14 protein-coding genes are annotated in these 23,474 nt (G+C 42.3%); 12 read left to right on the forward strand and 2 right to left on the reverse strand.

Annotated features, from left to right (window positions below; translation table 11 throughout):
* The first annotated feature begins 10 nt into the window (after window positions 1-10).
* On the forward strand, window positions 11-1,573 hold the full coding sequence (locus J0X14_RS05810; RefSeq protein ID WP_207096832.1) for a M61 family metallopeptidase: 1,563 nt from the start codon (window positions 11-13) through the stop codon (window positions 1,571-1,573).
* Here the strand turns inward: J0X14_RS05810 and J0X14_RS05815 are convergent.
* Window positions 1,560-2,411 carry an AraC family transcriptional regulator gene (locus J0X14_RS05815; protein ID WP_207096833.1) on the reverse strand — a complete coding sequence of 284 codons (852 nt, stop codon included), beginning with the start codon at window positions 2,409-2,411 and terminating at the stop codon, window positions 1,560-1,562. The genes J0X14_RS05810 and J0X14_RS05815 overlap by 14 nt on opposite strands.
* A 135-nt stretch (window positions 2,412-2,546) precedes the next feature.
* On the opposite strand from J0X14_RS05815, the gene J0X14_RS05820 reads away from it, so the two are divergent.
* The 9 genes from J0X14_RS05820 to J0X14_RS05860 all read left to right on the forward strand — a co-directional run bounded on the left by J0X14_RS05820 (window position 2,547) and on the right by J0X14_RS05860 (window position 18,915).
* A complete protein-coding gene (locus tag J0X14_RS05820) occupies window positions 2,547-3,470 on the forward strand; it encodes a dihydrodipicolinate synthase family protein (RefSeq protein WP_207096834.1) in 924 nt (307 codons plus the stop codon).
* Window positions 3,471-4,997: an aldehyde dehydrogenase (NADP(+)) gene (locus J0X14_RS05825; RefSeq protein ID WP_207096835.1), complete on the forward strand. Its 1,527-nt coding sequence runs from the start codon at window positions 3,471-3,473 to the stop codon at window positions 4,995-4,997. It abuts the gene before it with no gap.
* A 57-nt stretch (window positions 4,998-5,054) separates the two neighbouring features.
* On the forward strand, window positions 5,055-6,062 hold the full coding sequence (locus J0X14_RS05830; protein WP_207096836.1) for a 4-hydroxyproline epimerase: 1,008 nt from the start codon (window positions 5,055-5,057) through the stop codon (window positions 6,060-6,062).
* Window positions 6,063-6,086: 24 nt separating this feature from the next.
* Entirely contained in the window at window positions 6,087-7,331 is a 1,245-nt protein-coding gene (locus J0X14_RS05835) for an NAD(P)/FAD-dependent oxidoreductase (protein ID WP_207096837.1), read from the forward strand.
* A 186-nt stretch (window positions 7,332-7,517) separates the two neighbouring features.
* A complete protein-coding gene (locus J0X14_RS05840; RefSeq protein WP_207096838.1) occupies window positions 7,518-9,767 on the forward strand; it encodes a S9 family peptidase in 2,250 nt (749 codons plus the stop codon).
* Between the two features lie 73 nt (window positions 9,768-9,840).
* Window positions 9,841-12,897: a beta-L-arabinofuranosidase domain-containing protein gene (locus J0X14_RS05845; protein ID WP_207096839.1), complete on the forward strand. Its 3,057-nt coding sequence runs from the start codon at window positions 9,841-9,843 to the stop codon at window positions 12,895-12,897.
* A 24-nt stretch (window positions 12,898-12,921) separates the two neighbouring features.
* Window positions 12,922-14,619 (forward strand): DUF885 family protein, encoded by a 1,698-nt coding sequence (locus J0X14_RS05850; RefSeq protein ID WP_207096840.1) that lies wholly within the window; start codon window positions 12,922-12,924, stop codon window positions 14,617-14,619.
* Between the two features lie 204 nt (window positions 14,620-14,823).
* Window positions 14,824-17,523 carry a DUF5695 domain-containing protein gene (locus J0X14_RS05855; protein ID WP_242527934.1) on the forward strand — a complete coding sequence of 900 codons (2,700 nt, stop codon included), beginning with the start codon at window positions 14,824-14,826 and terminating at the stop codon, window positions 17,521-17,523.
* A gap of 27 nt (window positions 17,524-17,550) precedes the next feature.
* Window positions 17,551-18,915, forward strand: a complete 1,365-nt coding sequence (locus tag J0X14_RS05860; RefSeq protein ID WP_207096841.1) for a DUF6055 domain-containing protein — start codon at window positions 17,551-17,553, stop codon at window positions 18,913-18,915.
* Between the two features lie 23 nt (window positions 18,916-18,938).
* Here J0X14_RS05860 and J0X14_RS05865 read toward each other — a convergent pair whose 3' ends face one another.
* On the reverse strand, window positions 18,939-19,676 hold the full coding sequence (locus J0X14_RS05865; protein WP_242527935.1) for an NUDIX hydrolase: 738 nt from the start codon (window positions 19,674-19,676) through the stop codon (window positions 18,939-18,941).
* Window positions 19,677-19,937: 261 nt separating this feature from the next.
* Here J0X14_RS05865 and J0X14_RS05870 point away from each other — a divergent pair, with 261 nt between their 5' ends.
* Entirely contained in the window at window positions 19,938-21,488 is a 1,551-nt protein-coding gene (locus tag J0X14_RS05870) for an alpha-N-arabinofuranosidase (RefSeq protein WP_207096842.1), read from the forward strand.
* Between the two features lie 7 nt (window positions 21,489-21,495).
* Window positions 21,496-23,469, forward strand: a complete 1,974-nt coding sequence (locus tag J0X14_RS05875; RefSeq protein ID WP_207096843.1) for a glycoside hydrolase family 127 protein — start codon at window positions 21,496-21,498, stop codon at window positions 23,467-23,469.
* Window positions 23,470-23,474 lie beyond the last annotated feature (5 nt).

The raw sequence follows: 23,474 nt of genomic DNA on the forward strand, positions 1-23,474 counted from the left end.
TAAAATTGTCATGAAACAGCATCGTAGTTTTTGGGTTTTGGTCAATGTAATACTAATGTTGACCTGTTCCATTGGATTTGGACAAACAAAAATGGACTATCAGGTACGCTTTGTGGAACCTGAAAAGCATTATGCAGAAGTACAATTGGATTGCAGTGGTCTATCCGAGGGTCAAACCAATTTTGTCCTTCCAGTTTGGTCGCCGGGATATTACCAAATCTTGGATTCTCCAAAACACATCATTGATTTTGAAGTTAAAAACGCTAAAGGAGAAGATTTGGAATGGGGTAAAAAGTCCAAGAATATTTGGGAGGTTGAAAATGGAACCAACGATGCTATTGTCATTACCTATCGTGTGTTTGCCAACCGCAAATCTGTGGCCGAATCCAAAATCGATTCCACAAAGGCCTTCATAATGCCGAACAACATGTTCATGCATGTTCAGGATAAAATCAACCAGCCTGTAAGTGTACAGTTTTCACCATATAAGGATTGGAATAAAATCTCTACGGGTTTAAAATCCACAACTAAAGGTACCTTTTATGCCAAAGATTTCGATATTTTATATGACAGTCCTGTTTATATCGGAAACCAAAAGACCCTTGAGTTTGAAAATGACGGTAAATCGTATCATTTGGGTGTAGCCACACCAGAAGGATTGAATGAAGAAAAATTTGTAGGGGATTTAAAGAAAATAATGAATGCCACCACGGAGTTGATGCAACACATCCCGTATGATAATTACAGTTATATACTAATGGAAGCTGGAGGCGGTGGTCTGGAACATTGGAATTCGCAAGCGGTTTTTACCAGTGGTTCGTTCAATTTTAGGTCAGAAGATCATTATGTTGACTTCATGAACTTCATAACCCATGAGTATTTTCATCTCTATAATGTAAAGGCCATTCGCCCCATTGAGCTGGGTCCTTTTGATTACAGCAAGGAAAATTATACGGACATGCTTTGGGTTTCAGAGGGCATCACAGTTTATTATGAATATTTAATAATGATGCGGGCGGGGCTATTATCGCTAGAAAAGGCATTGGATTATTTGAGTAGTTCCATCCGCAGATATGAAAATATTGAAGGAAAAAATCACATGTCGCTTTCCCGATCCAGCTTTGATATTTGGTTGAATTTTTTAAGTAGGGATGAGAATACAGATGAAACCACCATTTCATATTACAATAAGGGGCCGATCATTGGTTTTCTGTTGGATTTGGAAATAAGGCACGGTAGCAATAACCGAAAATCCTTGGATGATGTGATGCGTTTTCTATACAATGAGTATTACCTAAAACAGGGAAGGGGTTTTAAGAAAGAGGAATTTTGGGCCACTTGTGAAGAAATAGCTGGAAGACCCTTGGATGAAATCAGAACCTATGTGGATACCGTAACGCCCATCGATTATCAAAAATATTTGGAGTATGCTGGTTTGCAGATAGACCTGAGTTCTTTGGAAGAACAGGATAAGAATTCGGAATTGGTAAAGCGTTCGTATCAAATTTCAGAGAAGTCTATAGCTGCAAAAAAACAGCTTCAGATTCGCAATTCAGTTTTTAGGACGAATTAAATTGAGAACGATACTTGGAAGGGGTGCAGCCTTTCAATTCCTTGAATTTTCTGTTGAAGTTGGCAATATTGGTAAAACCGCATTGCTCAGAAATCAGCGAAATGGAAAGTTCGGGTTGGTTAACGATGAGCCTGCAGGCATTTTCTATCCGAATCTCTATCAAAAACTGAAAAAAGGTTTTGTTGGTACGTTTCTTAAAATACCGGCAGAATGCATTCTTGCTCATGCTGGATTTCTCCGAAATTTGCTCCAAGGTAATTTGTTCATGATAGTGTTCCATGGCAAACTTTAAAACGTTGCTCATACGTTTCCCTTCATCATCCGAATAAATTTTCCGATATACAAATGATGAAAGCGGCTGGGTCTCGGACTTTGCAATTTGGTTGATCACCAGTAAAAGCGATGCAATTTGTTCAACCTTATTTTGCTGCGGCAAGTTGTTGAAAAGTGCTATGATTTTTTCCTTGTTGGAAATCACTTTCATTCCATATTCCGACAGTTTAAAAAAATCTTGGGTCAGAGTCAGGTCGGTCAACCGAAAAAAATCTTTTCCAAAAGAATTGTAGTCAAAGAAAAGGGTGTACATGACAGATTCGTCAGATGCATTCACATCACTTCGGAAAACATGGGGGACAAAACCTCCTATGACCAAAATATCACCATCCCTATATTCATTGATGGAATCGCCCACAATCAAAGAGCCAGAACCTCTTTCAATATAACTTATTTGTATTTCTCCGTGTTGGTGGAGCTGGCCATAAAAAATTTTTTCCCTGTCCACTTGGTAAACCAGGGCCTCATCCTTGGGTTTTGGTATTTTGAAAGGGAGGACTCTCAAAGGCTTTTAAGTAAATATTACTAATAAATATACGTGAAATCAATTTATGGGTCAACATAGTATTACAAGAGGCTAATAATCAAACAAATTATTGAGGTCATGTAATTTACTTTTGTATCAAAATATTTTAGTATTATGATAAATTGGGAAGGCGTAATGCCAGCTGTAACCACAAAGTTTACCAGCGAGGATCAATTGGACCTTGCAATGTTTGAGAAGAATATTAAAGCACAAATTGATGCTGGAGTCCATGGGATCATTTTAGGAGGAACGTTGGGTGAGGCCAGTACACTGGAGCACGAGGAAAAGGAAACCCTTATCAAGACCTCTTTGGCTCTAGTGGAAGGGAAAATACCCGTTATCATCAATATTGCGGAACAAAGTACCAAGGAGGCCATTGCCGTGGCACAACATGCCGAAAAGGTAGGTGCCCAAGGCTTGATGATTCTTCCTCCGATGCGATATAAAGCTACGGACTACGAGACGGTTGCTTATTTTAAAAGTATAGCCAACAGCACCTCTTTGCCCATCATGATCTATAACAATCCTATTGACTACAAGATTGAAGTTACCTTGGATATGTTGGAAGAGTTGTTGGAATGTGAGAATATTGAAGCTGTTAAGGAATCTACAAGGGATATTACCAATGTACTTCGCTTAAAGAGCAAATTTGGAGACCGTGTAAAAGTATTTACCGGAGTGGACACCCTTGGATTGGAAAGTTTGGTCATTGGAGCCGATGGATGGGTGGCCGGTTTGGTTTGTGCCTTCCCAGCCGAAACAGTTGCCATTTACGAATTGGTGAAAGCTGGAAAAATCAACGAAGCGCTTGAAATCTACAAATGGTTTATGCCTTTGTTGGAGTTGGACATAAGCCCTCAATTGGTTCAGAATATTAAATTGGCAGAGGTGGCTACTGGAATCGGTACAGAAAATGTCCGTGCGCCAAGATTGCCTTTACAAGGAGCAGAAAGAGAGCGAGTTATTGGAGTGATAAATGAAGCAATGGCAAGCAGACCTGCTTTGCCTGAATATAAAAATCTCAGCAGCGTAGCCTAAATGAGTATTACTGGGAAAAACTATATAGGAAACAAGTGTAGCGGAAATGGGGGTAATGGGTTCAAAACCATCAACCCCCATTTGAATATTGAAAACCCAACAACTTTCGTTGAGGCCACAACCGAAGAGGTTGAAGAGGCAGTTGAATTGGCGTGGAGCGCGTTTCGGGAGTATCGAAAAGTTCCAGGTGCCCAACGGGCCGCTTTTTTAAATGCCATTGCCGATGAAATCCTGGCCTTGGACCAAGAATTGGTGGATACCTATACCATGGAATCGGGCCTTCCTGAAGGTAGGGCCGTGGGCGAAAGGGGCAGAACCATTTTTCAACTGCGCTCCTTTGCCGATTTGGTAAGCAATGAAGATTGGCGGGAAAATACATTTGACAAGGCTGATCCAGACCGAAAGCCACTTCCAAAAGAAGATTTAAGGAAAACCCTGATTCCTCTTGGGCCTGTGGCCGTATTTGGAGCCAGTAACTTTCCGTTGGCATTCTCCACAGCAGGAGGTGATACGGCCAGTGCACTCGCGGCTGGATGCCCTGTAGTAGTAAAAGCACACCCCATGCATGCCGGAACCTCAGAACTTGTAGCCTCGGCCATCATAAAAGCCGCTGAGAAAACTGGTATGCCCAATGGGGTGTTTTCTTGTGTTAATGGTGGAATTGAAGTAGGTGTTACCCTCGTGAATCACCCTAAAACAAAAGCCGTAGGTTTCACAGGAAGTATCAATGGTGGTAGAGCTTTGTTCGATTTGGCCGCGAAGCGGGAAGAACCTATCCCTGTTTTTGCAGAGATGGGAAGTATCAATCCTGTGGTCATTACCCCTAATGCAATTGCTGAAAGGTCTGAGGAGATAACCAAGACCTACGCAGGTTCAATCACCTTGGGAACGGGTCAATTTTGTACAAACCCAGGTTTGTTGTTGACCATCAAGGATGAAAACACCCAAGCATTTGTTGAGGAATTGGGGAGACAAGTAATCGCTATTGAACCGCAATGCATGTTGCACCCCAATATTAAGAGTGGGTTCGACAAAAATGGAGCTGGTATTTTAGAACAGCCTGGAGTGGAAGTGGTGGCTCAGCTAGAGGGTAATTTGAAGAATAATTGTGCTGCATCCATCATCGCGACCGTTTCTGGAACCGAGTTTTTGGCTAATCCTAAACTACATCACGAGGTGTTCGGCCCTTTTTCTTTGGTGGTACAATGCCAAGATGAAAGTGAATTGCTTGCGGTGATTGAAGGTTTGGAAGGTCAACTTACAGGAACCTTGATAGCGGAAAAGAATGATGACCTGGATTTACCTGAATTGGTGGATACATTACAACAAAGAGTGGGTAGAATCCTGTATAACGGAGTTCCAACCGGAGTAGAGGTATGTCCAGCCATGCACCATGGAGGACCTTATCCAGCATCCTCGGATTCTAGATATACTGCAGTAGGTACCCATTCCATCAAAAGATGGGTGCGCCCCGTAAGCTATCAATCGTTTCCACAGGAACTATTGCCCAATTCTTTAAAAGGGTAGTACATTTTTTAGCTTACTTTGCGTATAAGATTATAATACTGTTTTAACAGACAACAAGTGGCAAGAAAGACATTTTTTTGTGTTGATGCCCACACCTGCGGGAATCCCGTTCGTGTAGTGGCAGGAGGTGGTCCCAACCTTTTGGGCAAGAACATGAGTGAGAAAAGACAACACTTTCTCAAAGAATATGATTGGATTCGTAAGGGCTTGATGTTTGAGCCTCGGGGTCATGATATGATGAGCGGAAGCATCTTATTTCCTCCCCACAAGCCCGAAAACGATTTTGCCATTCTGTTCATTGAGACCTCTGGTTGTTTGCCCATGTGTGGGCATGGGACCATCGGCACAATTACCATTGCCATAGAAGAAGGATTGATCGTACCCAAGACACCGGGCAAAATTAGAATGGAAGCCCCAGCAGGATTAGTAGAAATAGAGTATCAGCAATCTGGCAAGAAGGTGGATTGGGTACGGTTGGTCAACGTAAAATCGTACCTCGCAGCAGAAAACTTAACGGTAGAATGTCCAGAGTTGGGAGAACTTACGTTCGATGTCTCCTATGGTGGCAACTATTACGCCATTGTAGATCCCCAAAAGAATTTTAGTGGGGTTCATAATTTCACAGCTGCTAAAATCATTCAATACTCCAAAGTGGTCAGGGAGCGTATCAATGAAAAATATCCCGATATGTTCATTCATCCAGAAGATCCCACCATTCGGGATGTGAGCCACATGCTATGGACGGGTGACCCCATAGACCCAACGTCATCTGGTAGGAATGCGGTTTTTTATGGTGACAAGGCCATTGACCGCTCTCCCTGTGGTACAGGGACTTCGGCCCGTATGGCCCAATTGAACGCCAAAGGCAAGCTGAAAATAGGGGAGGATTTCATCCACGAGAGCTTTATCGGAAGCAAATTCATTGGTAGAGTGGTGGAGGAAACTACTTTGGGTGAAAAAAAGGCCATTATTCCCAGTATACAAGGTTGGGCGCAAGTTACGGGCTATAACAATATCATCATTGATGATGATGACCCCTACGTCCACGGATTCCAAGTGTTGTAAAATCATATTTCTTTCAAGTTTTAGATGAAGAGAGTAGTTATAGTTGGTGGAGGTATTTCAGGACTCTGCAGTGCCTATTATTTGGTGCAAGAAGGATATCAGGTTACCATTTTGGACAAATCGGATGTGTCCACAGGGGCTTCATTCATAAATGCGGGGTATATTACTCCAAGTCATTTTATTCCATTGGCGGCTCCTGGTATTATTACCCAGGGAATGAAATGGATGATGAACAGTTCCAGTCCATTTTACATCCAACCCAGATGGGACGTTGATTTTTTCAAGTGGACGCTATTGTTTAAAAAATCAGCCAAAGCATCCAAAGTAAAAAAGGCTATCCCAATTATAAAAGAACTCAATCTAAAGAGTAGGGATTTGTATGATGAGATGGTATCTGCTGTAGATTTCCCGTTTCAATATGAAAAAAAGGGGCTGTTGATGGCCTACAGGACCACTAAAAGTGAAGAAGAAGAACTTGAGGTAGCTGAAATGGCGGTCAAGGAGGGGTTGGATGCTGTGGCATTATCCAAAGATGAAGTCCATAAAATGCAGCCAGTATTTTCCGATGAGGTTATTGGTGCAGTGCATTATAAGTGCGATGCCCACATGACCCCCAATTATTTTATGGAGCAAATGAAAACTTGGTTAAAATCCCAAGGAGTCATTTTTGAATTCAATCAAGCTGTTGAGGATTTTGTAATCAAGGATAAAAAGGTAACTGCTGTAAAAACAAAAGATGCCGTCTTTGGAGCCGATGAATTTGTGTTGGCCAGCGGCACTTGGACTTCAAAATTGGCAAAATCGCTTAATCTCTATGTTCCTGTGCAAGGTGGAAAAGGATACAGCATGGATGTGAGTCGGAATACGGGAATTACCATGCCAGCTATTTTGGTGGATGCCAAAGTGGCGGTGACGCCCATGGAAGGTTTTACTCGTTTTGCGGGGACCATGGAATTTTCAGGAAACAACTCCATTGTGCGAAAAGAACGTGTTGAGGCTCTCGCCGGGGCCGTAAAAAACTATTATGCCGACTTTGAAATCAATCAGGATGAAAAAGATAGGGCGACTTCAGGGCTTAGGCCTGTTTCTCCAGATGGACTTCCATACATTGGCAAGACTTCAAAATATGATAATTTGACCATTGCTGCAGGTCATGCCATGATGGGATGGAGCCTAGGTCCCATTACCGGTAAATTGGTGGCGGAGAGTATAAAGAAAACAACGTCATCAGTAGATTTAAAACCTCTTTCCCCAGAAAGATTCCGATAGGCTTTTCCTTAAATTTTCTAAATTGTAAAGGGGATTGTTTTTGGCCCCAATTTTCGGGCCAATTTCCAATTTACACACTCTTTTTCATTGTAAATGAAGTGTTAAGGGTAACATAGTATCAGTATCAGTTAATAATGACTGAAAACAGATAGGAGATTATCTCTAGTTTTAAGCATAATTTTAAATATGGGATCTTTTGCGAAAAAAATAAGTGTATTTTTTATACTTATAACCTGTGGAACCACATTGGCCCAGGGCACATTAAAGGAATATAAAAAGGCGATTATTGTGGATTCGCTTTTTAGGGATAAGGTATACAATTCCCCTTCTTCTTTTCATTGGTTGGATACTGATTTGATGTGGTATGTGAACAATTCCACCGATGGAAAAAAATATCTACTGGTTGACCCGGAACAGAAGACCCAAAAGGAATGTTTTGACCACAATGCCTTGGCCTCTTTACTATCCAAAGAATTCAATGAAGAGGTTGACTCAAAGGATATCGATATCAGTAGATTGGAATTCAATGAAGACCTCTCTGAACTTACTTTTGTTTATGGTGAAGCCAAGGTTTCCTATAATCTAAAAACCAATGCCTTAAAAGTAATTGACCCTGAAGGGGGTAAACGAGATTCCAATAGAAGGTATTGGGGCAATAGGTTTGATGAGAAAAGTAACCCGCCGGTAATTTCGCCAGATTCTACCAAGACCGCTTTTATTAAAAATGACAATCTGTATATTAAGGACAATGCCACAGATGAGGAAACCCGTTTGAGCTACGATGGAGCTCCCGGCTTTTACTATTCAACCTATATAAAGTGGTCACCCGATGGCAAAAAGATTATGGCGTACAAAGTACGGCCGGGGGATGACCGCAAGATTTATTTTGTGGAATCCAGCCCAGAAGACCAGTTTCAACCCAAATTACAGTCCCGTGATTATCTAAAGCCTGGTGATGAGTTGCCATTTAAGAGTCCGCAATTGTTTTTGGTGGATTCCAAAAAGCATATTCAAGTGCCCACGGATGAGTTTAGCCATCAATTCGGTTTAAACCGCATCGATTGGAGAGAAGATAGCAGTGCTTTCACCTTTGAATACAATCAAAGAGGGCATCAAGCGTATAAGGTCGTTGAAGTGGATGCCTTAACTGGAAAATTGAAGGTCCTGGTTAATGAAACCAGCGACACCTTTATCGATTACAGCAGCAAAAAATACCGTTATGATGTGGCCGATGGTAAAGAAATGATTTGGACTTCGGAACGGGATGGTTGGAACCACATTTATCTGTATGATGACAATGGTCAGGTAAAAAAACAATTGACCAAAGGCGAATGGGTGGTTCGCGAGGTGATTCATGTGGATGAAGATAACCGAGAGGTTTATTTCACGGCCAGTGGAGTGGACAAGGACCAAGATCCATATTTCTTGCATTATTTCAAGGTGGATTTTGATGGAAAGAACCTTACCCGTTTCACCAAAGAGGATGGAAACCACAACGTAACTTTTTCAGAGGACTATACCTACTATGTAGACCAATATTCCAAAGTGGATACGCCCCCTGTGACTGTATTGAAATCAGCTGCTAAAAGCAAAAAATTAATGGACCTACAACTAGCGGACCACTCGGAACTTTTAAAAGAAGGTTGGATCGCCCCAGAGATCTTTACAGCAAAAGGGCGTGATGGTGTCACCGATATTTGGGGCGTCATTATTCGTCCTACCTCTTTTGACCCCAACAAAACCTATCCGGTTATAGAATACATTTATGCCGGGCCACACAGCTCTTTTGTTCCCAAAGATTTTAGATCGTACTACTGGTCCATGTCTTCCATAGCCGAGTTGGGCTTTATTGTGGTTCAGATTGATGGCATGGGAACGTCCAATAGATCAAAAGCGTTCCATGATGTATGCTGGCAAAACCTAAAAGATGGCGGTTTCCCGGACAGAAAATTGTGGATCAAGGCCGCAGCCCAAAAATATCCATACATGAATGCTGAGAAAGTGGGCATCTTTGGGACATCGGCTGGGGGCCAGAACTCTGCTGCCGCCTTGGTGTTCAATTCAGATTTTTATGATGTGGCGGTTTCTTCCTGTGGGTGTCACGACAACCGAATGGATAAAATTTGGTGGAATGAGCAATTTATGGGATACCCTATTGGTCCTCACTATGCAGCCTCTTCCAATATTGAGAATGCCGCCCAAATGGGTGGTAATTTAATGCTTATCTTAGGTGAAGTTGATGACAATGTGGATCCCTCCACAACCATGCAATTTGCCAATGCCCTTATAAAAGCCAATAAGAACTTTGAACTGGTTACCATACCCGGTATGGGGCATTCATCCGGTGGTGATTTTGGGGAACGTAAGCGTAAAGACTTTTTCGTAAAGCATTTAATGGGCGTTGATCCCCCTTCTTGGGAGGAAGTTTACGAATAGAAGAATAAAACTAAACTAAACATAAACAGTAAGTAACTATCAGTTGATTAACATTGTGGAAAAGGATATAATTATGAGATTAAATAAGTTGTTCGTTGGTGTAGTATTGGTTTTTTGTGCTTTGGGCACGACCAGCGTAATGGCACAGGAAGGCGATCAGATATTGGACGGTATTGGTGAAACAGGATTGATCGCCAGGTATGTTTTTGATGGTGACACTAAAGATTGGTCAAGAAATAACTTGCACGCTACCCTTGAAGGTTCAGAACCCATTTTTGTGGATGACGAATACTTTAACAAAGTACTTTCCCTGCCTAAGGACAAGGAAGCGTTCATTACGATTCCCGGTGAAGCGGTGACCAATGAGGAATCCATCAGTATTACAGGGTGGGTGCATATTGAATCGCCACAACCTGGCGCGCGACTTTTTGATTTTGGAACCAGTACCAAATCCCACTTTACAATTGCCCCTACCGGAACCCAAGACAAAAAGGGCGTACAAGTTGAACTTTCTTCAACCAAAGGAGATGCATACAACACCAGTTCCTCAGCCTTGGAAACCGGTAGGTGGAACCATTTGGCCGTTGTCATCAATATTCCTTCCAAAACGGTGAATACCTATGTCAATGGAAGAAAAGCTGGTGAAGCAACAGATGTGGAACTGATTTTGGAGCAGGTTTTCGATTTTGAAAATGGGGACAATAATAAACTCTACATTGGAAAGTCATTAGGGAGCAATGACCCTTACCTGACCGCTAAATTGCATGATTTCAGAATCTACAGAATTCCTTTGAGTGAAGGGCAAGTGGTTCGAATCCTTCGTGGGTCGTTTAGAGGAAATGGAGATGACGATGAAAGAAAAGAAGAAGTCAATCTTCCCCAATTTGCCCCAGAAACACCTCAGTTGTATAATGAATACCTGACTGCAGTATCTGAAGTACAGGTAGAAACTGTAGTTGGTTTTTTACCAAGATTACCCCGTTTTGTGCAAGGGACTTACGGAAATGGTGTAAAGGGACCCAAGGAAGTGCGTGTGCTTTGGCCAGCACCTATTGACAATTCGCAAGTAAGTCAGCCGGGCAAGTATACCATAACCGGAAGTATTTCTGGAACGGATTTAAAACCTAAAGCAACGGTGACCGTAAAAGCAGCGCTAGCGGCTTCAACCCCTAGTCGTACCTTGGAAGGTTTTGAACTTAATCAGGTATCCTTAAATTCTGATGGTCACGGGCATCAAACAAAATTCATTGAAAACCGGGATAAGTTCATCAATACTTTGGCGGAGACAGACCCTGATTCGTTCTTGTACATGTTCCGAAATGCGTTTGGACAAGAACAACCGGCAGATGCCACTCCATTGCGTGGCTGGGATAGTCAAGAGACCAAACTGCGTGGCCATGCCACTGGGCATTATTTGACTGCCATTGCCCAAGCCTACGCCAGTACCGATTATGATGCAGCTTTACAGTCGAATTTTGCTGAGAAAATGAATTATATGGTGGATGTACTGTATGATTTATCCCAAATGGCAGGAAAACCGCAAGAAGTTGGAGGACCTCATGTGTCCGACCCAACCGCTGTTCCCCCAGGTCCAGGTAAAGAAGGGTATGATTCAAATTTAAGTGAAGATGGTATCCGCACGGATTACTGGAACTGGGGTGAAGGGTTCATCAGTGCCTATCCACCCGATCAATTCATCATGTTGGAAAATGGTGCTTCGTATGGAGGTCAACCCACCCAAGTTTGGGCACCTTACTACACCTTGCACAAAATTTTGGCAGGGTTGATGGATATTTATGACGTAAGTGGTAACGAAAAAGCCTTGGATATTGCCAAAGACATGGGAACTTGGGTGCATGCTCGATTGAGCCAAGTACCTACTGATACCCTCATCAGTATGTGGAATACCTATATTGCAGGCGAGTTTGGCGGTATGAACGAGGCCATGGCACGTTTGTACAGAATGACGAACGACCACCAATATCTTGAAGTAGCCCAATTGTTCGATAATATTAAAATGTTCTTTGGAGATGCAGAGCATTCTCATGGATTGGCGAAAAATGTGGATACTTTCCGTGGTCTTCATGCCAATCAGCATATTCCACAGATCATGGGAGCCTTGGAAATCTATCGCGATTCCAATGCACCAGAATACTTTCATGTGGCCGATAACTTTTGGTACAAGGCCAAAAATGATTACATGTATAGCATTGGGGGAGTGGCTGGAGCCCGTAACCCTACAAACGCTGAATGTTTTATTGGTCAGCCAGCAACTTTGTACGAAAACGGTTTTTCCGCAGGCGGCCAAAATGAAACCTGTGCTACCTATAATATGCTGAAATTGAGCCGAAATCTATTTCTATTTGATCAGCGTGCAGAATTGATGGATTATTACGAGCGCGGATTGTACAACCACATCCTTGCTTCCGTGGCAGAAGATAGTCCGGCCAATACCTATCACGTTCCATTGCGTCCCGGTTCCGTGAAGCGTTTTGGCAATTCAAACATGACCGGATTTACCTGTTGTAATGGTACCGCTTTGGAAAGTAGTACCAAGCTTCAGAATTCAATCTATTTCAAAAGTCAGGATGAAAACGCATTGTATGTGAATCTTTATATTCCTTCCACATTAAAATGGACCGAGAAAAACATCACTGTTGAGCAAAAAACAGCTTTCCCAAAAGAAGATAATACCCAATTGAGCATAAAAGGTAAAGGAAAATTTGACTTGAAGGTGCGTGTACCGCAATGGGCAACCAAAGGTTTTTTCGTGAAAATCAATGGCAAAACCGAAAAAGTCAATGCAACTCCTGGTTCCTATCTAACCTTGTCCCGAAAATGGAAGGATGGCGATATTGTGGATATACAAATGCCATTTGAATTTCATTTGGATCCTGTTATGGATCAGCAGAATATAGCCAGCCTTTTCTACGGACCTGTGTTGTTGGTGGCCCAAGAGCCAGAACCAAGGGACGATTGGCGTAAAGTAACTTTTGATGCTAAGGACATCGGTAAAAACATAAAAGGAGACCCAAAAACATTGGAATTCAACATAGATGGGGTAGCGTTTAAGCCCTTCTATGAAACGTATGGACGTCATTCTGTGTACCTGGATGTTACCTTGGAATAACCGAACCACCTAAAACAAAACTGTATGAAGATTAAAAAAACAGGGCTGATGTTGGCTTTTTTGATTACCACTTTGGCCACGGCACAAACCAGCAAACTGGCCGATTTGGTAGATGAGTTTAGGGCGGACACCCAAGCTTTAGACCGTACCTACATCATTGATGAATCGGAGGAGTATTACCAACGCTTTACCGATTTTTACGAAAATTGGGAAAAGAAGATTGGAGCCCTGGATTTTAATACACTCTCCCAACAAGAGAAAGTAGACTATATTCTTCTAAAGAATAAAGTTACTGAAGAAGCCTATTTTTTGAATCAAAGTTATACTGCATTCAAAGAGGTGGCTGATGTGGCCAACTTTAGCAAGGAACTCTTTCCATTTATCAAGGAACGAAGAAGAGGTAAAAAACCGGATGCAAAACAGGTGGCGCAAGACTTGAACAACGCGACCATGGCCATTGATGCGGAAATGGAATCCAGAAAATCCAAACCTTTCAAAGATTGGCAAACCGCAGATAAGGCTTCCAATGTCATCACATCCTTTCAAAAAGGATTGGAAGAGGCGTATAATTTTTATTACAGTTACGACCCTGATTTTACCTGGTGGGCCGAAAAACCATATATGGCATTAAACGAAAAACTAACTGGGTATGCCGAGTTCCTAAAAAACAACTATTCCCAGACCAGTGTTAAGGACGACGGCAGCGGGATTATTGGTAAGCCCATTGGTGAAGCCGCTCTCAATGAAAGTTTGGCCATGGAGTTTATTCCGTACACCCCGGCCGATTTGATTAAGGCAGCGGAAGAACAATTTGCTTGGTGCAAGAATGAAATGATCAAGGCATCCCGTGAAATGGGATATGGCGACGATTGGAGGAAAGCATTGGAGCATACCAAAAATACCTATGTTCCTGCGGGAGAACAACCACAGGCTATTTTGGATTTGTACGATCATTCTGTAAAGTTTATTGAGGATAGGGATCTTATCACCTTGCCAGATTTGGCCAAAGAAACGTGGGGCATGATCATGATGACACCGGAGCGCCAAAAAGTGAACCCATTTTTTACGGGTGGCAGAAATATCAGTATTTCTTATCCTACGGATGGGATGGCACATGACGACAAATTGATGAGCATGCGCGGGAACAATCCCAACTTTTCATTTCCAACCGTTCAGCACGAATTGTTGCCCGGGCACAACCTGCAATTCTTTATGACTAGCCGTCATAAAAACTATCGTAGTGCTTTTTCCACACCATTTTGGGGTGAAGGTTGGGCACTGTACTGGGAGATTATTTTATGGAACAAGGATTTTCCAGTAACCCCCGAGCAAAAGATGGGAATGTTGTTTTGGAGAATCCATCGATGTGCCCGAATCATCTTTTCATTGAAGTTCCATTTGGGGGAAATGACGCCTCAGGAATGCATAGATCTTTTGGTAGACGAAGTGGGCCACGAATATGCCAATGCCGAAGCCGAAGTAAGGCGTTCCTTTACCACCCGTTACCCCCCATTGTACCAATTGGCCTACATGATGGGAGGATTGCAGTTTTATGCTCTACGAAATGAAATGCTGGAGAAAGGATGGACCGAAAAGCAATTTCATGATAGGGTAATGCATGAAGGAAGAATACCAGTGGAATTATTGAGGGCTTTACTTCAAGATTTGCCACTGAACAAGAACTATAAAACCAAGTGGAAGTTTTCCACAGCCTTTAATTAACCAACCCAATCAATGTCAATGCGGTCATTTGCCCCCATATTTTTTGCTGATTTTCTTAAGCCTAAGTTGTAAGGACAATAATGAGGTAATTCGATTATCAACAGAAAAGGGGGCTCCGTATTGAATAATGGACGGGAAGCACATGCGATGATGACTCCTTATGGGAATAGGGCAATGGCATATAATGAAACTAATAGACAATAAATGAAGAATAGACTGGTATACATAGGAATGGTATTGTTTTTTGGCACCATTTTTAGAATGGAAGCCCAAGGATATTGGGGACGAATTGAGCAACGGGAGCCCACTTTGGGTATTGCAGAAGTGTATCAAAAATTCAATACGCCTGATTTTCAATTAAAATTGGTAAAGGCATCACAAACGGTGGCAGCACTTCGTCCTATTAAGGCACTAAATTTTGATTTTACGCCTGGGGACCGATTGGAGCTTCGAGACAAAGATAGTCTCTATCACTTGGGTGACATCAACCTTAGAATAAAGGACGCCAACGGCAATTGGATGAATTTCTCCACCGCAACCACTAGGGCAGTAGTAACACCATTGGAAGTGAGTGGTACCGTTTTGGCCGCCGCTGATTTGGCCAATACATTGCCCAAAGACATTCCGGTATCCGTGAAACGCTATTATGAATTGGATAATGACCAGTTGGTGATGCGATTTGAAATAACCAATACGCAAAGCACTCCTGTTGAAATTGGCGCTTTGGGAATTCCTATGATCTTCAACAATATTTTGGAAGGAAAATCTTTGACCGAGACCCATGCCCAAAACGTATTTTTTGATCCTTACATTGGAAAAGATGCTGGTTATTTGGAGGTGAAGCGTCTTAGCGGAAGAGGACCGGCATTATTGGTGCTTCCAAAGGAAAATATGTCTTTTGAAGCCTATCGACCACTTTTGGATGATCTTACCAGAAGAAGTATTGTTTTTGAAGGCTTCCATGAGTGGATGGTCCATAGCAAAGCCTACGCTGACAACGAATGGAAAGGTGTGGAGCAGTGGAACACGCCGACCTCTTTGGTGCTACAACCCAACGAAACCAAGAATTTTGCATTAAAGTTGGTTTTGTCCGAAGGGATAAAGGACATTCAGGAAACTTTGCTGAAAGAGGAGCGCCCTGTGGCAACCGGAGTTCCCGGTTATGTGGTGCCCCAGGATGTGAATGCCCAGTTGTTCCTCAACTACAAGAATACAGTGAGTTCCATAACCGTGGAGCCAAAAGGTGCTTTAGAGATTAAAGAAGAGGGAACTACGGCTTCAGGATTAAAAAAATATAAAATCTCCGGAAAAAAATGGGGGAGAGCTCGGGTTACCATCACCTATTCGGATGGGCTAAAGCAGACCGTTAACTACAAGGTTATTAAACCTGAAGAAGAAGTGATCGCAGATTTTGGTAGTTTTTTAACCAACGAACAATGGTTTGATGACCCCAATGATCCTTTCGGAAGAAATCCATCATCCATAACCTATGATTACGACAAAAAAGAACAGGTAGTTCAGGACAGTCGGGTATGGATCAGTGGCTTGAGTGATGAAGGGGGAGCCGGTAGTTGGTTGGCCGCTGTGATGAAACAACTGGTGCAGCCTGATCGCGAGGAAATCGTGAAACTCCAAAAGTTTGTGGACAACACCTTGTGGGGTGGAATTCAGTATAATGAAGGGCCTCTAAAGTATGGGGTAAAAAAGAGTCTTCATTACTACGAACCGGATTCCTTGCCCAAAGGCACCTATAGCGATGATATCAATTATGGAACTTGGGCAGCTTGGGATCACAAACATGCGAATGATCCAGGTAGGTCATACAATTATCCCCACGTAGCGGCAGCCTATTGGGTGCTATACCGTTTGGCCCGATATCATGATGGGCTAGTGGACAATAGGTCATGGCAATGGTATTTGGAAAACGCCTACCATACCAGTGTGGCCATGGTGGAAAAAGCGCCCTATTATGCCCAATTTGGGCAAATGGAAGGCTCTGTGTTCCTATTGATTTTGGAAGATCTTAAAAATGAGGATTTTGCTGAAATAGCCACCGATTTGGAGGAACGAATGAAGGAACGTGCCAATCATTGGAGAGCATTGGATTATCCTTTTGGTAGTGAAATGCCATGGGATTCCACGGGTCAGGAAGAAGTGTATATGTGGTCTGATTATTTCGGATACGACCGAAAAGCTTGGGTCACTTTGAGTGCTATTTTGGCCTACATGCCCACCATGCCTCACTGGGCATACAATGGGAATGCTCGACGTTATTGGGATTTCCTATATGGCGGAAAAGCAGGTGAAACCTCCAGAGTGGAACGCCAAATCCATCACTACGGCTCTTCTCTGAATGCGATTCCCGTGTTAAAGCATTTTAGGAAAAACCCAGATGACCTATATCTATTGAAGGTTGGTTATGGAGGCCTTTTGGGTGGAATCTCCAACATCACCCAAGATGGTTTTGGCCCAGCGGCCTTTCACTCCTTCCCATCAACTTTGGAAATAGATGGTATCACAGGCGATTATGGCTCTGGTTTTTATGGTTATGCGGTGAATTCGGCGACCTATATCACTCAAGATGAAGATTTGGGATGGTTGGCCTTTGGCGGAAATCTTACTCAAAAGGGAGATGTTGTGGAAGTGGATATTACCACCGCTTCAAAATCCAGGGTTTACATTGCGCCCAAAAAAATGTGGTTGACTTTGGACGCCGGAACTTTTGATACGGTGAGCTACAACACCAAGACTGATAAAATTGAAATTACCTTGGGTGGAAAAGATGAGTATACCCCAAACGCTTTTTTAAGAGTTGAGGCAGAAAATATCAATTTGCCTTATGAAGAGGTTAGAGGTGCTTACAAGATTGAGTTGTCTAAAAAAGGTGTGACCATAACCCTATAATTGTTAATCAACCCTATGCTTGGATACATGATAAACCTTAGAACCACACTTCAAGTCGTAATGGCCCTTTTGGTAGCATTGATGATTTCTTGCAATGCCAAGAAAAAAGAGGAAGAAGCTCCAAGTATCCCTAAAGAACGCTATATCCCTGCTGAGATATACCGAGTTCCAGAAGGCAATGATTATGATGACCCCAACAGTGACTTTAGTTATGATCGTATGGTAGAGGGGGATAACATTGCCATTTTTTGGCATAAAGACTATGGAAAAGACCCCATGGCCAATCAGGATTCTACGTTGCGGTTCAATCCAGAACGAATGTTGGTAGAGTCGGAGCGGACGTATGACATTTTTGTGAACGATTTAACATTGGTGAAAAAGGACAGTTCCTACACGGATAAATACAAAGTATTGGTCTATGTTATTCAAGCTGATCAACAAACGGCCTTTGGTGGTGGCGCTGAAGACAAAATCGGTATTTTTTGGACTCCTGCTGTTCGTGTGAATAAAGAACCTTATGGGGTTTTGGCTCATGAATTGGGGCACAGCTTTCAATATTTAAGCAAAGCGGATACGGGAAATGGACCTCGTGGCCCTATCATGGAGATGTCTGCCCAATATATGCTATGGCAAGTGTACCCGGATTGGATGACGTTTGAAAATTATCATTTGGTAGATTATCTAAAAGGTACGCACTATGGATTTTTGCATCCAACAAATATGTACCATTCACCTTATGTGATTGAATATTGGTCGGAAAAACACGGAAAAAAATTCTTTGGGAAACTTATGCGAAACACTCAAGAGGGAGAAGACCCCATAATGACTTACAAGCGATTGAACAATTTGTCACAAGAAGAATTCAATGATGAAATGTTCGATGCTTCACGAAGGTTCGTCACTTGGGATTTGGAACGGGTGGATTCCGTTGCCAACCCTTATGCGAATATGCACTACACCAAGGTAAACCAGTTGCAAAATGGCTGGTACCAAATCGATGCCATCAACACTCCTCAAAATTACGGATACAATGGCATTAAATTGGAAGTGCCAGAGGCAGGAACCAAAGTGGAGTTGGATTTTAAAGGAATTGCTGGAGATGATGCTTTTGAAAAGGTGCAAGTGGACAAAGCAGGATGGCGCTACGGTTTTGTAGCCTTTTTGAACAATGGGGAAAGGGTGTACAGTGATATTTTTATGGAAAATGAGGGCAAGGCAAGTTTTGAGGTGCCATCCAATACCGAATATTTATGGTTGGTGGTGAGTGGTGCACCAACTGAGCACTGGTCAAGGCCGATGCGACGAAGAAACAGCGATAGTGCAGAAAAAACTCCGGACGAGGAATGGCCTTACCAATTTAAACTCACCGGAACAGTAGTTGCAGAGCAATAAAAAATGTAAACGGAAGAAAGTTTTTAGATTTTAAAGGTAAACCCGTCTTCCTCTACTTTCTTGTTATATTTTTCCTTATCAAACACATAGAGGTAGGCACCTTTACGCGAAACAGTCATATCCTTTTCATCCAGTTTTATGAGGACATCCAATGAATTGATCTTATTGATGAAGTTTCTTTTATCCAATTTTTTGTCCAAAATGGATTCGTAAAGATTTTGAAGCTGCCGCATAGTGAACTTTTCAGGCAGCAATTCAAACCCAATAGGTTTGGTAAGTGCTCTCCTTCGAAGCCGGGCCATGGCCCTTTTTATCATTTCATTATGGTCAAAAATTAAATCGGGGGCCTCGTTGAGTTCAAACCACCGGGCCGAATCAATCTGAATACCATCAAATTTGTGGGATTCAACATCGATAAGAGCATAATAGGAAACAGAAATGGTTCGTTGGCCGGGATCCCGATCTATTTTACTAAAGGTGTACAGCTGCTCCATATAAATATCACCGAGCCCTGTAAGCGTGTGCAATACCCGAACTGCTGCTTGGTCAAGGTTTTCATTCTTCTTCAAAAAACCACCAATTAAGGACCATTTGCCTTTTTCAGGTTCAAAATTTCGTTTTATGAGCAGTATCTTCAGGTTTTCCTTATCAAAGCCAAAAATGATGCAGTCAACAGCCAAAAGTACCTGGTCTTCTTTGTTGTAATAATTGAGTTGCATGTTTATATCTTCGGCTTCTTCTAGGTTGTTGATTATTTTCATGAGGACTAAAATCCTAAATCTATTTCTGTTAAACAAATGTTTGTAAGGTAAACACAAAAAATAATCTGGCTGGTGTCATAACACTTTTTTAACGCTAATCTTTGGAAAATCCAAAATTCTTTACGTTCTTTACTAGTGTGTAAGATACACTTTAAAATTTAACTTTAGGTAAATAACTGATAAAAACCTAATTGGAGTTAGTTTTAAACTAGTAATTATAGTGTGGTCATGGTCTTGGCATGGCTTTTTAAACCTTCCGATATGAAAATTAGTGCACATGTTTTAGAATATGCGGTGGTCTTTTTGACTCTGGTTTTGCCCTCGGTGCTTTCTGCGCAGGCGGTAACCGTACAAATCAGTAACCATACCGATTCCATTCAAATAAGCAAACATATCTACGGTCATTTTGCCGAACATTTGGGACGATGTATCTACGATGGAATCTATGTTGGGGAAGAAAATACCGTTATTCCCAATACGGAAGGGGTTCGAAATGATATTATTGCCGCTTTAAAGGAATTGAACATTCCCAATCTGCGTTGGCCTGGAGGTTGTTTTGCAGATACCTATCATTGGAAAGATGGTGTGGGACCGCAAGAAGACCGTCCTACCATTGTAAACCGCTGGTGGGGAGGCACAACGGAAGACAACAGTTTTGGCACGCATAATTTCTTGAATCTATGTGAAGTTTTGGGTGCGGAACCCTATCTGTCTGCCAATGTGGGAAGTGGAACCGTTCAGGAGTTGATAGACTGGATGCAATACACCACCCATGATGGAGTAAGCCCAATGGCTGATTGGAGACGTGAAAACGGAAGAGAAAAACCTTGGGATGTAAAATACTGGGGCGTTGGTAATGAAACCTGGGGTTGTGGAGGAAACATGACCGCAGAGTACTATGCCGATATCTATAGAAAGTATGCCACCTTTATGTCGGATTGGAGCAATACCGGCGGAGTGTATAGAATTGCATCAGGTGCTTCTGAAGATGATTACCATTGGACCGAAACCTTGATGAAAAATGTGCCTCATAATATGATGGATGCTGTAGCCCTGCATGATTATGCCGTTTTTAATTGGGATGCTAAAGGCCCCTCCGTCAATTTTGATGAGGAAGTTTACTTTAAAAGTATGGAGCAGGCTTTGAAAATGGAAGAGTATGTTACCAAGCATGTGGCCATCATGGATAAATATGATCCAGAGGGCAATGTTGACCTATTTGTTGACGAATGGGGTGGTTGGTACGATGCCGAACCGGAAGTGCAGAACGGAGTGCTTTACCAACAAAATACAATAAGAGATGTAATGATTGCCGGTACGGTGCTCAATACCTTTAACAATCATGCAAAACGGGTGAAAATGGCAAATTTGGCCCAGATGGTGAATGTGCTTCAAGCTGTGATCCTTACCGATAAGGAAAAGATGATCAAGACGCCCACTTATCATGTCATGAATATGTACAAGGTGCACCAAGATGCACTATTGCTTACTTCAAAAATTGAGAACAATGCCCAATACCGTGGGCTTCCGACCATATCAGTATCAGCATCAAAGGATGCGGAAGGTGCGGTTCACATTTCTTTGGTCAACATCGATTCCAAAACGGAAAAAGCAGTAGAAGTAAATGTAGCCGATCTGGATATCAAAAATATCAAGGCCCAGATACTTACATCAGCAAAACTTCAGGATCACAATTCATTCAATGATCCAGAGAAGGTGGTGCCCAATGAATTCAAAGATTTTAAACTCAGAAAAGGAGTGCTCACCATTCAAGTACCTGCGCACTCACTCATCGTATTAGAAGGAAAATAACAGTAAAATGAAAAAAGGATTACTAGTAGCGGCGGGTCTTTTGGCCCTGATGGGATCGTGCAAGAACGATGCCCCAAAGCAAGAAGAAGTTGCAGAGGCAAGTGTAAAAGAAGGATACCCCATAGAGGCGATAAACATTAGAAATGTAAAGCTGAAAGATGAATTTTGGTTGCCCATTATTGAAAGGGTTCAAGAGAAAACCATTGAATTTGCCATTGAAAAATGTAATGAAGAGGGTCGATTTGACAATTTTCTGATTGCTGGGGGTCAAATGGAAGGAGAGACAAAAGGAGCCATGCCTTTTGATGATACCGATGTTTACAAGATTATTGAAGGTGCATCCAACTCCTTGATTAGTGCACCAAACCCACAATTGGAGACTTTATTGGATTCTTTGGTGTCCATTATTAAAGTGGGGCAGGAAAAAGATGGCTATCTCACCACGTGGCGTACCATAAATCCGGCCAAACCACCAGCAACTTGGGTTAAGGTGGAAGAAGGAGTACGATGGGAATATCTGGCCATGAGCCACGAATTGTATAATGCAGGTCACTTGTTTGAAGCTGCTGCGGTACACTACAAAGCTACCGGCAAGAAAAATTTCTTGGACATCGCGCTTAAGAATGCCGACCTTATGGTTGAAACTTTTGGGGATGGAGAAGGAAAAATTGCAGCCGTTCCAGGTCACCAGATTATTGAGACGGGACTCATTAAATTGTATGAGGTGACCGGCAAGAAAGAATACTTTGATTTGGCCAAATACTTCTTGGATCACAGAGGAGACTCGGAAAACCACGAACTTTTCGGACCGTATTCCCAAGATCATTTGCCCGTAACAGAGCAAGATGAGGTGGTGGGCCATGCCGTTCGTGCAGTGTATATGTATGCCGGGATGACTGACATAGCCGCCATTGAAAAAGATACAGCCTACCTAAAGGCGGTAAATGCCCTGTGGGACAATATGGTCACTAAAAAAATGTATGTTACAGGCGGTATTGGGGCAAAACATGAAGGCGAAGCTTTTGGTGAAAACTACGAGTTGCCCAATTTAACGGCTTATAACGAGACCTGTGCTTCCATCGGGGATGTGTACTGGAACCATAGACTGCACAATCTTACAGGAGAGGTTAAATATTTCGATGTCATTGAAAGAACCTTATATAATGGCCTCATTTCCGGACTATCATTGGATGGGGAGAAATTTTTCTATCCCAACGCCTTGGAATCGGATGGAGTTTACAAATTTAACCAAGGAGCTTGTACACGTAAAGATTGGTTCGATTGTTCGTGCTGTCCAACCAATGTTATCCGTTTTATTCCCGCCATGCCCGGTTTGATCTATTCCAAAACCGATGATACCATATTTGTAAACCTTTATGCGGCCAACGATGCCACGGTTGATCTTAAAGATCAAACCGTTCAAGTAGGGCAAGAAACTTCATACCCCTGGAATGGAAAAGTGAAACTTACCGTAGATCCTTCTCAAACTGGTGAATTTACTATGAAGTTTAGGGTTCCCGGATGGGCAAGAAACGAGGTTTTGCCAAGTGATCTGTATCATTATGAGAGCCAAGTGGATGAAAGTAGCTCCATTACTATTAACGGAGAAGCTGTTGATGCTGTTGCAGAAAATGGTTATTTCACCCTTACCCGTGAATGGAAAGCTGGCGATGTTGTGAATTTGGAATTCCCCATGGAAGTTAGAAAAGTTATAGCCAACCCATTGGTGGAAGAAGATCAAGGCAAAATGTCCTTGGAATATGGACCCATTGTATATGCCGTGGAAGAGATTGATAACAAAGGAAAATTTGATGATATCAAGTTAACATCAAACGACCAGTTTCAAGTAAAAATGGAATCTGATTTGTTGGGAGGGGTAAGTACCATTTCCAATGATAACCTAACCGCTATACCATATTTTGTATGGTCCAATAGAGGAATTGGAAAAATGAAGGTGTGGCTTCCTGTAGAAACCAACTAGTAAAT

This window comes from Allomuricauda sp. CAU 1633 (assembly GCF_017313225.1).
Classification (GTDB): Bacteria; Bacteroidota; Bacteroidia; order Flavobacteriales; family Flavobacteriaceae; genus Flagellimonas.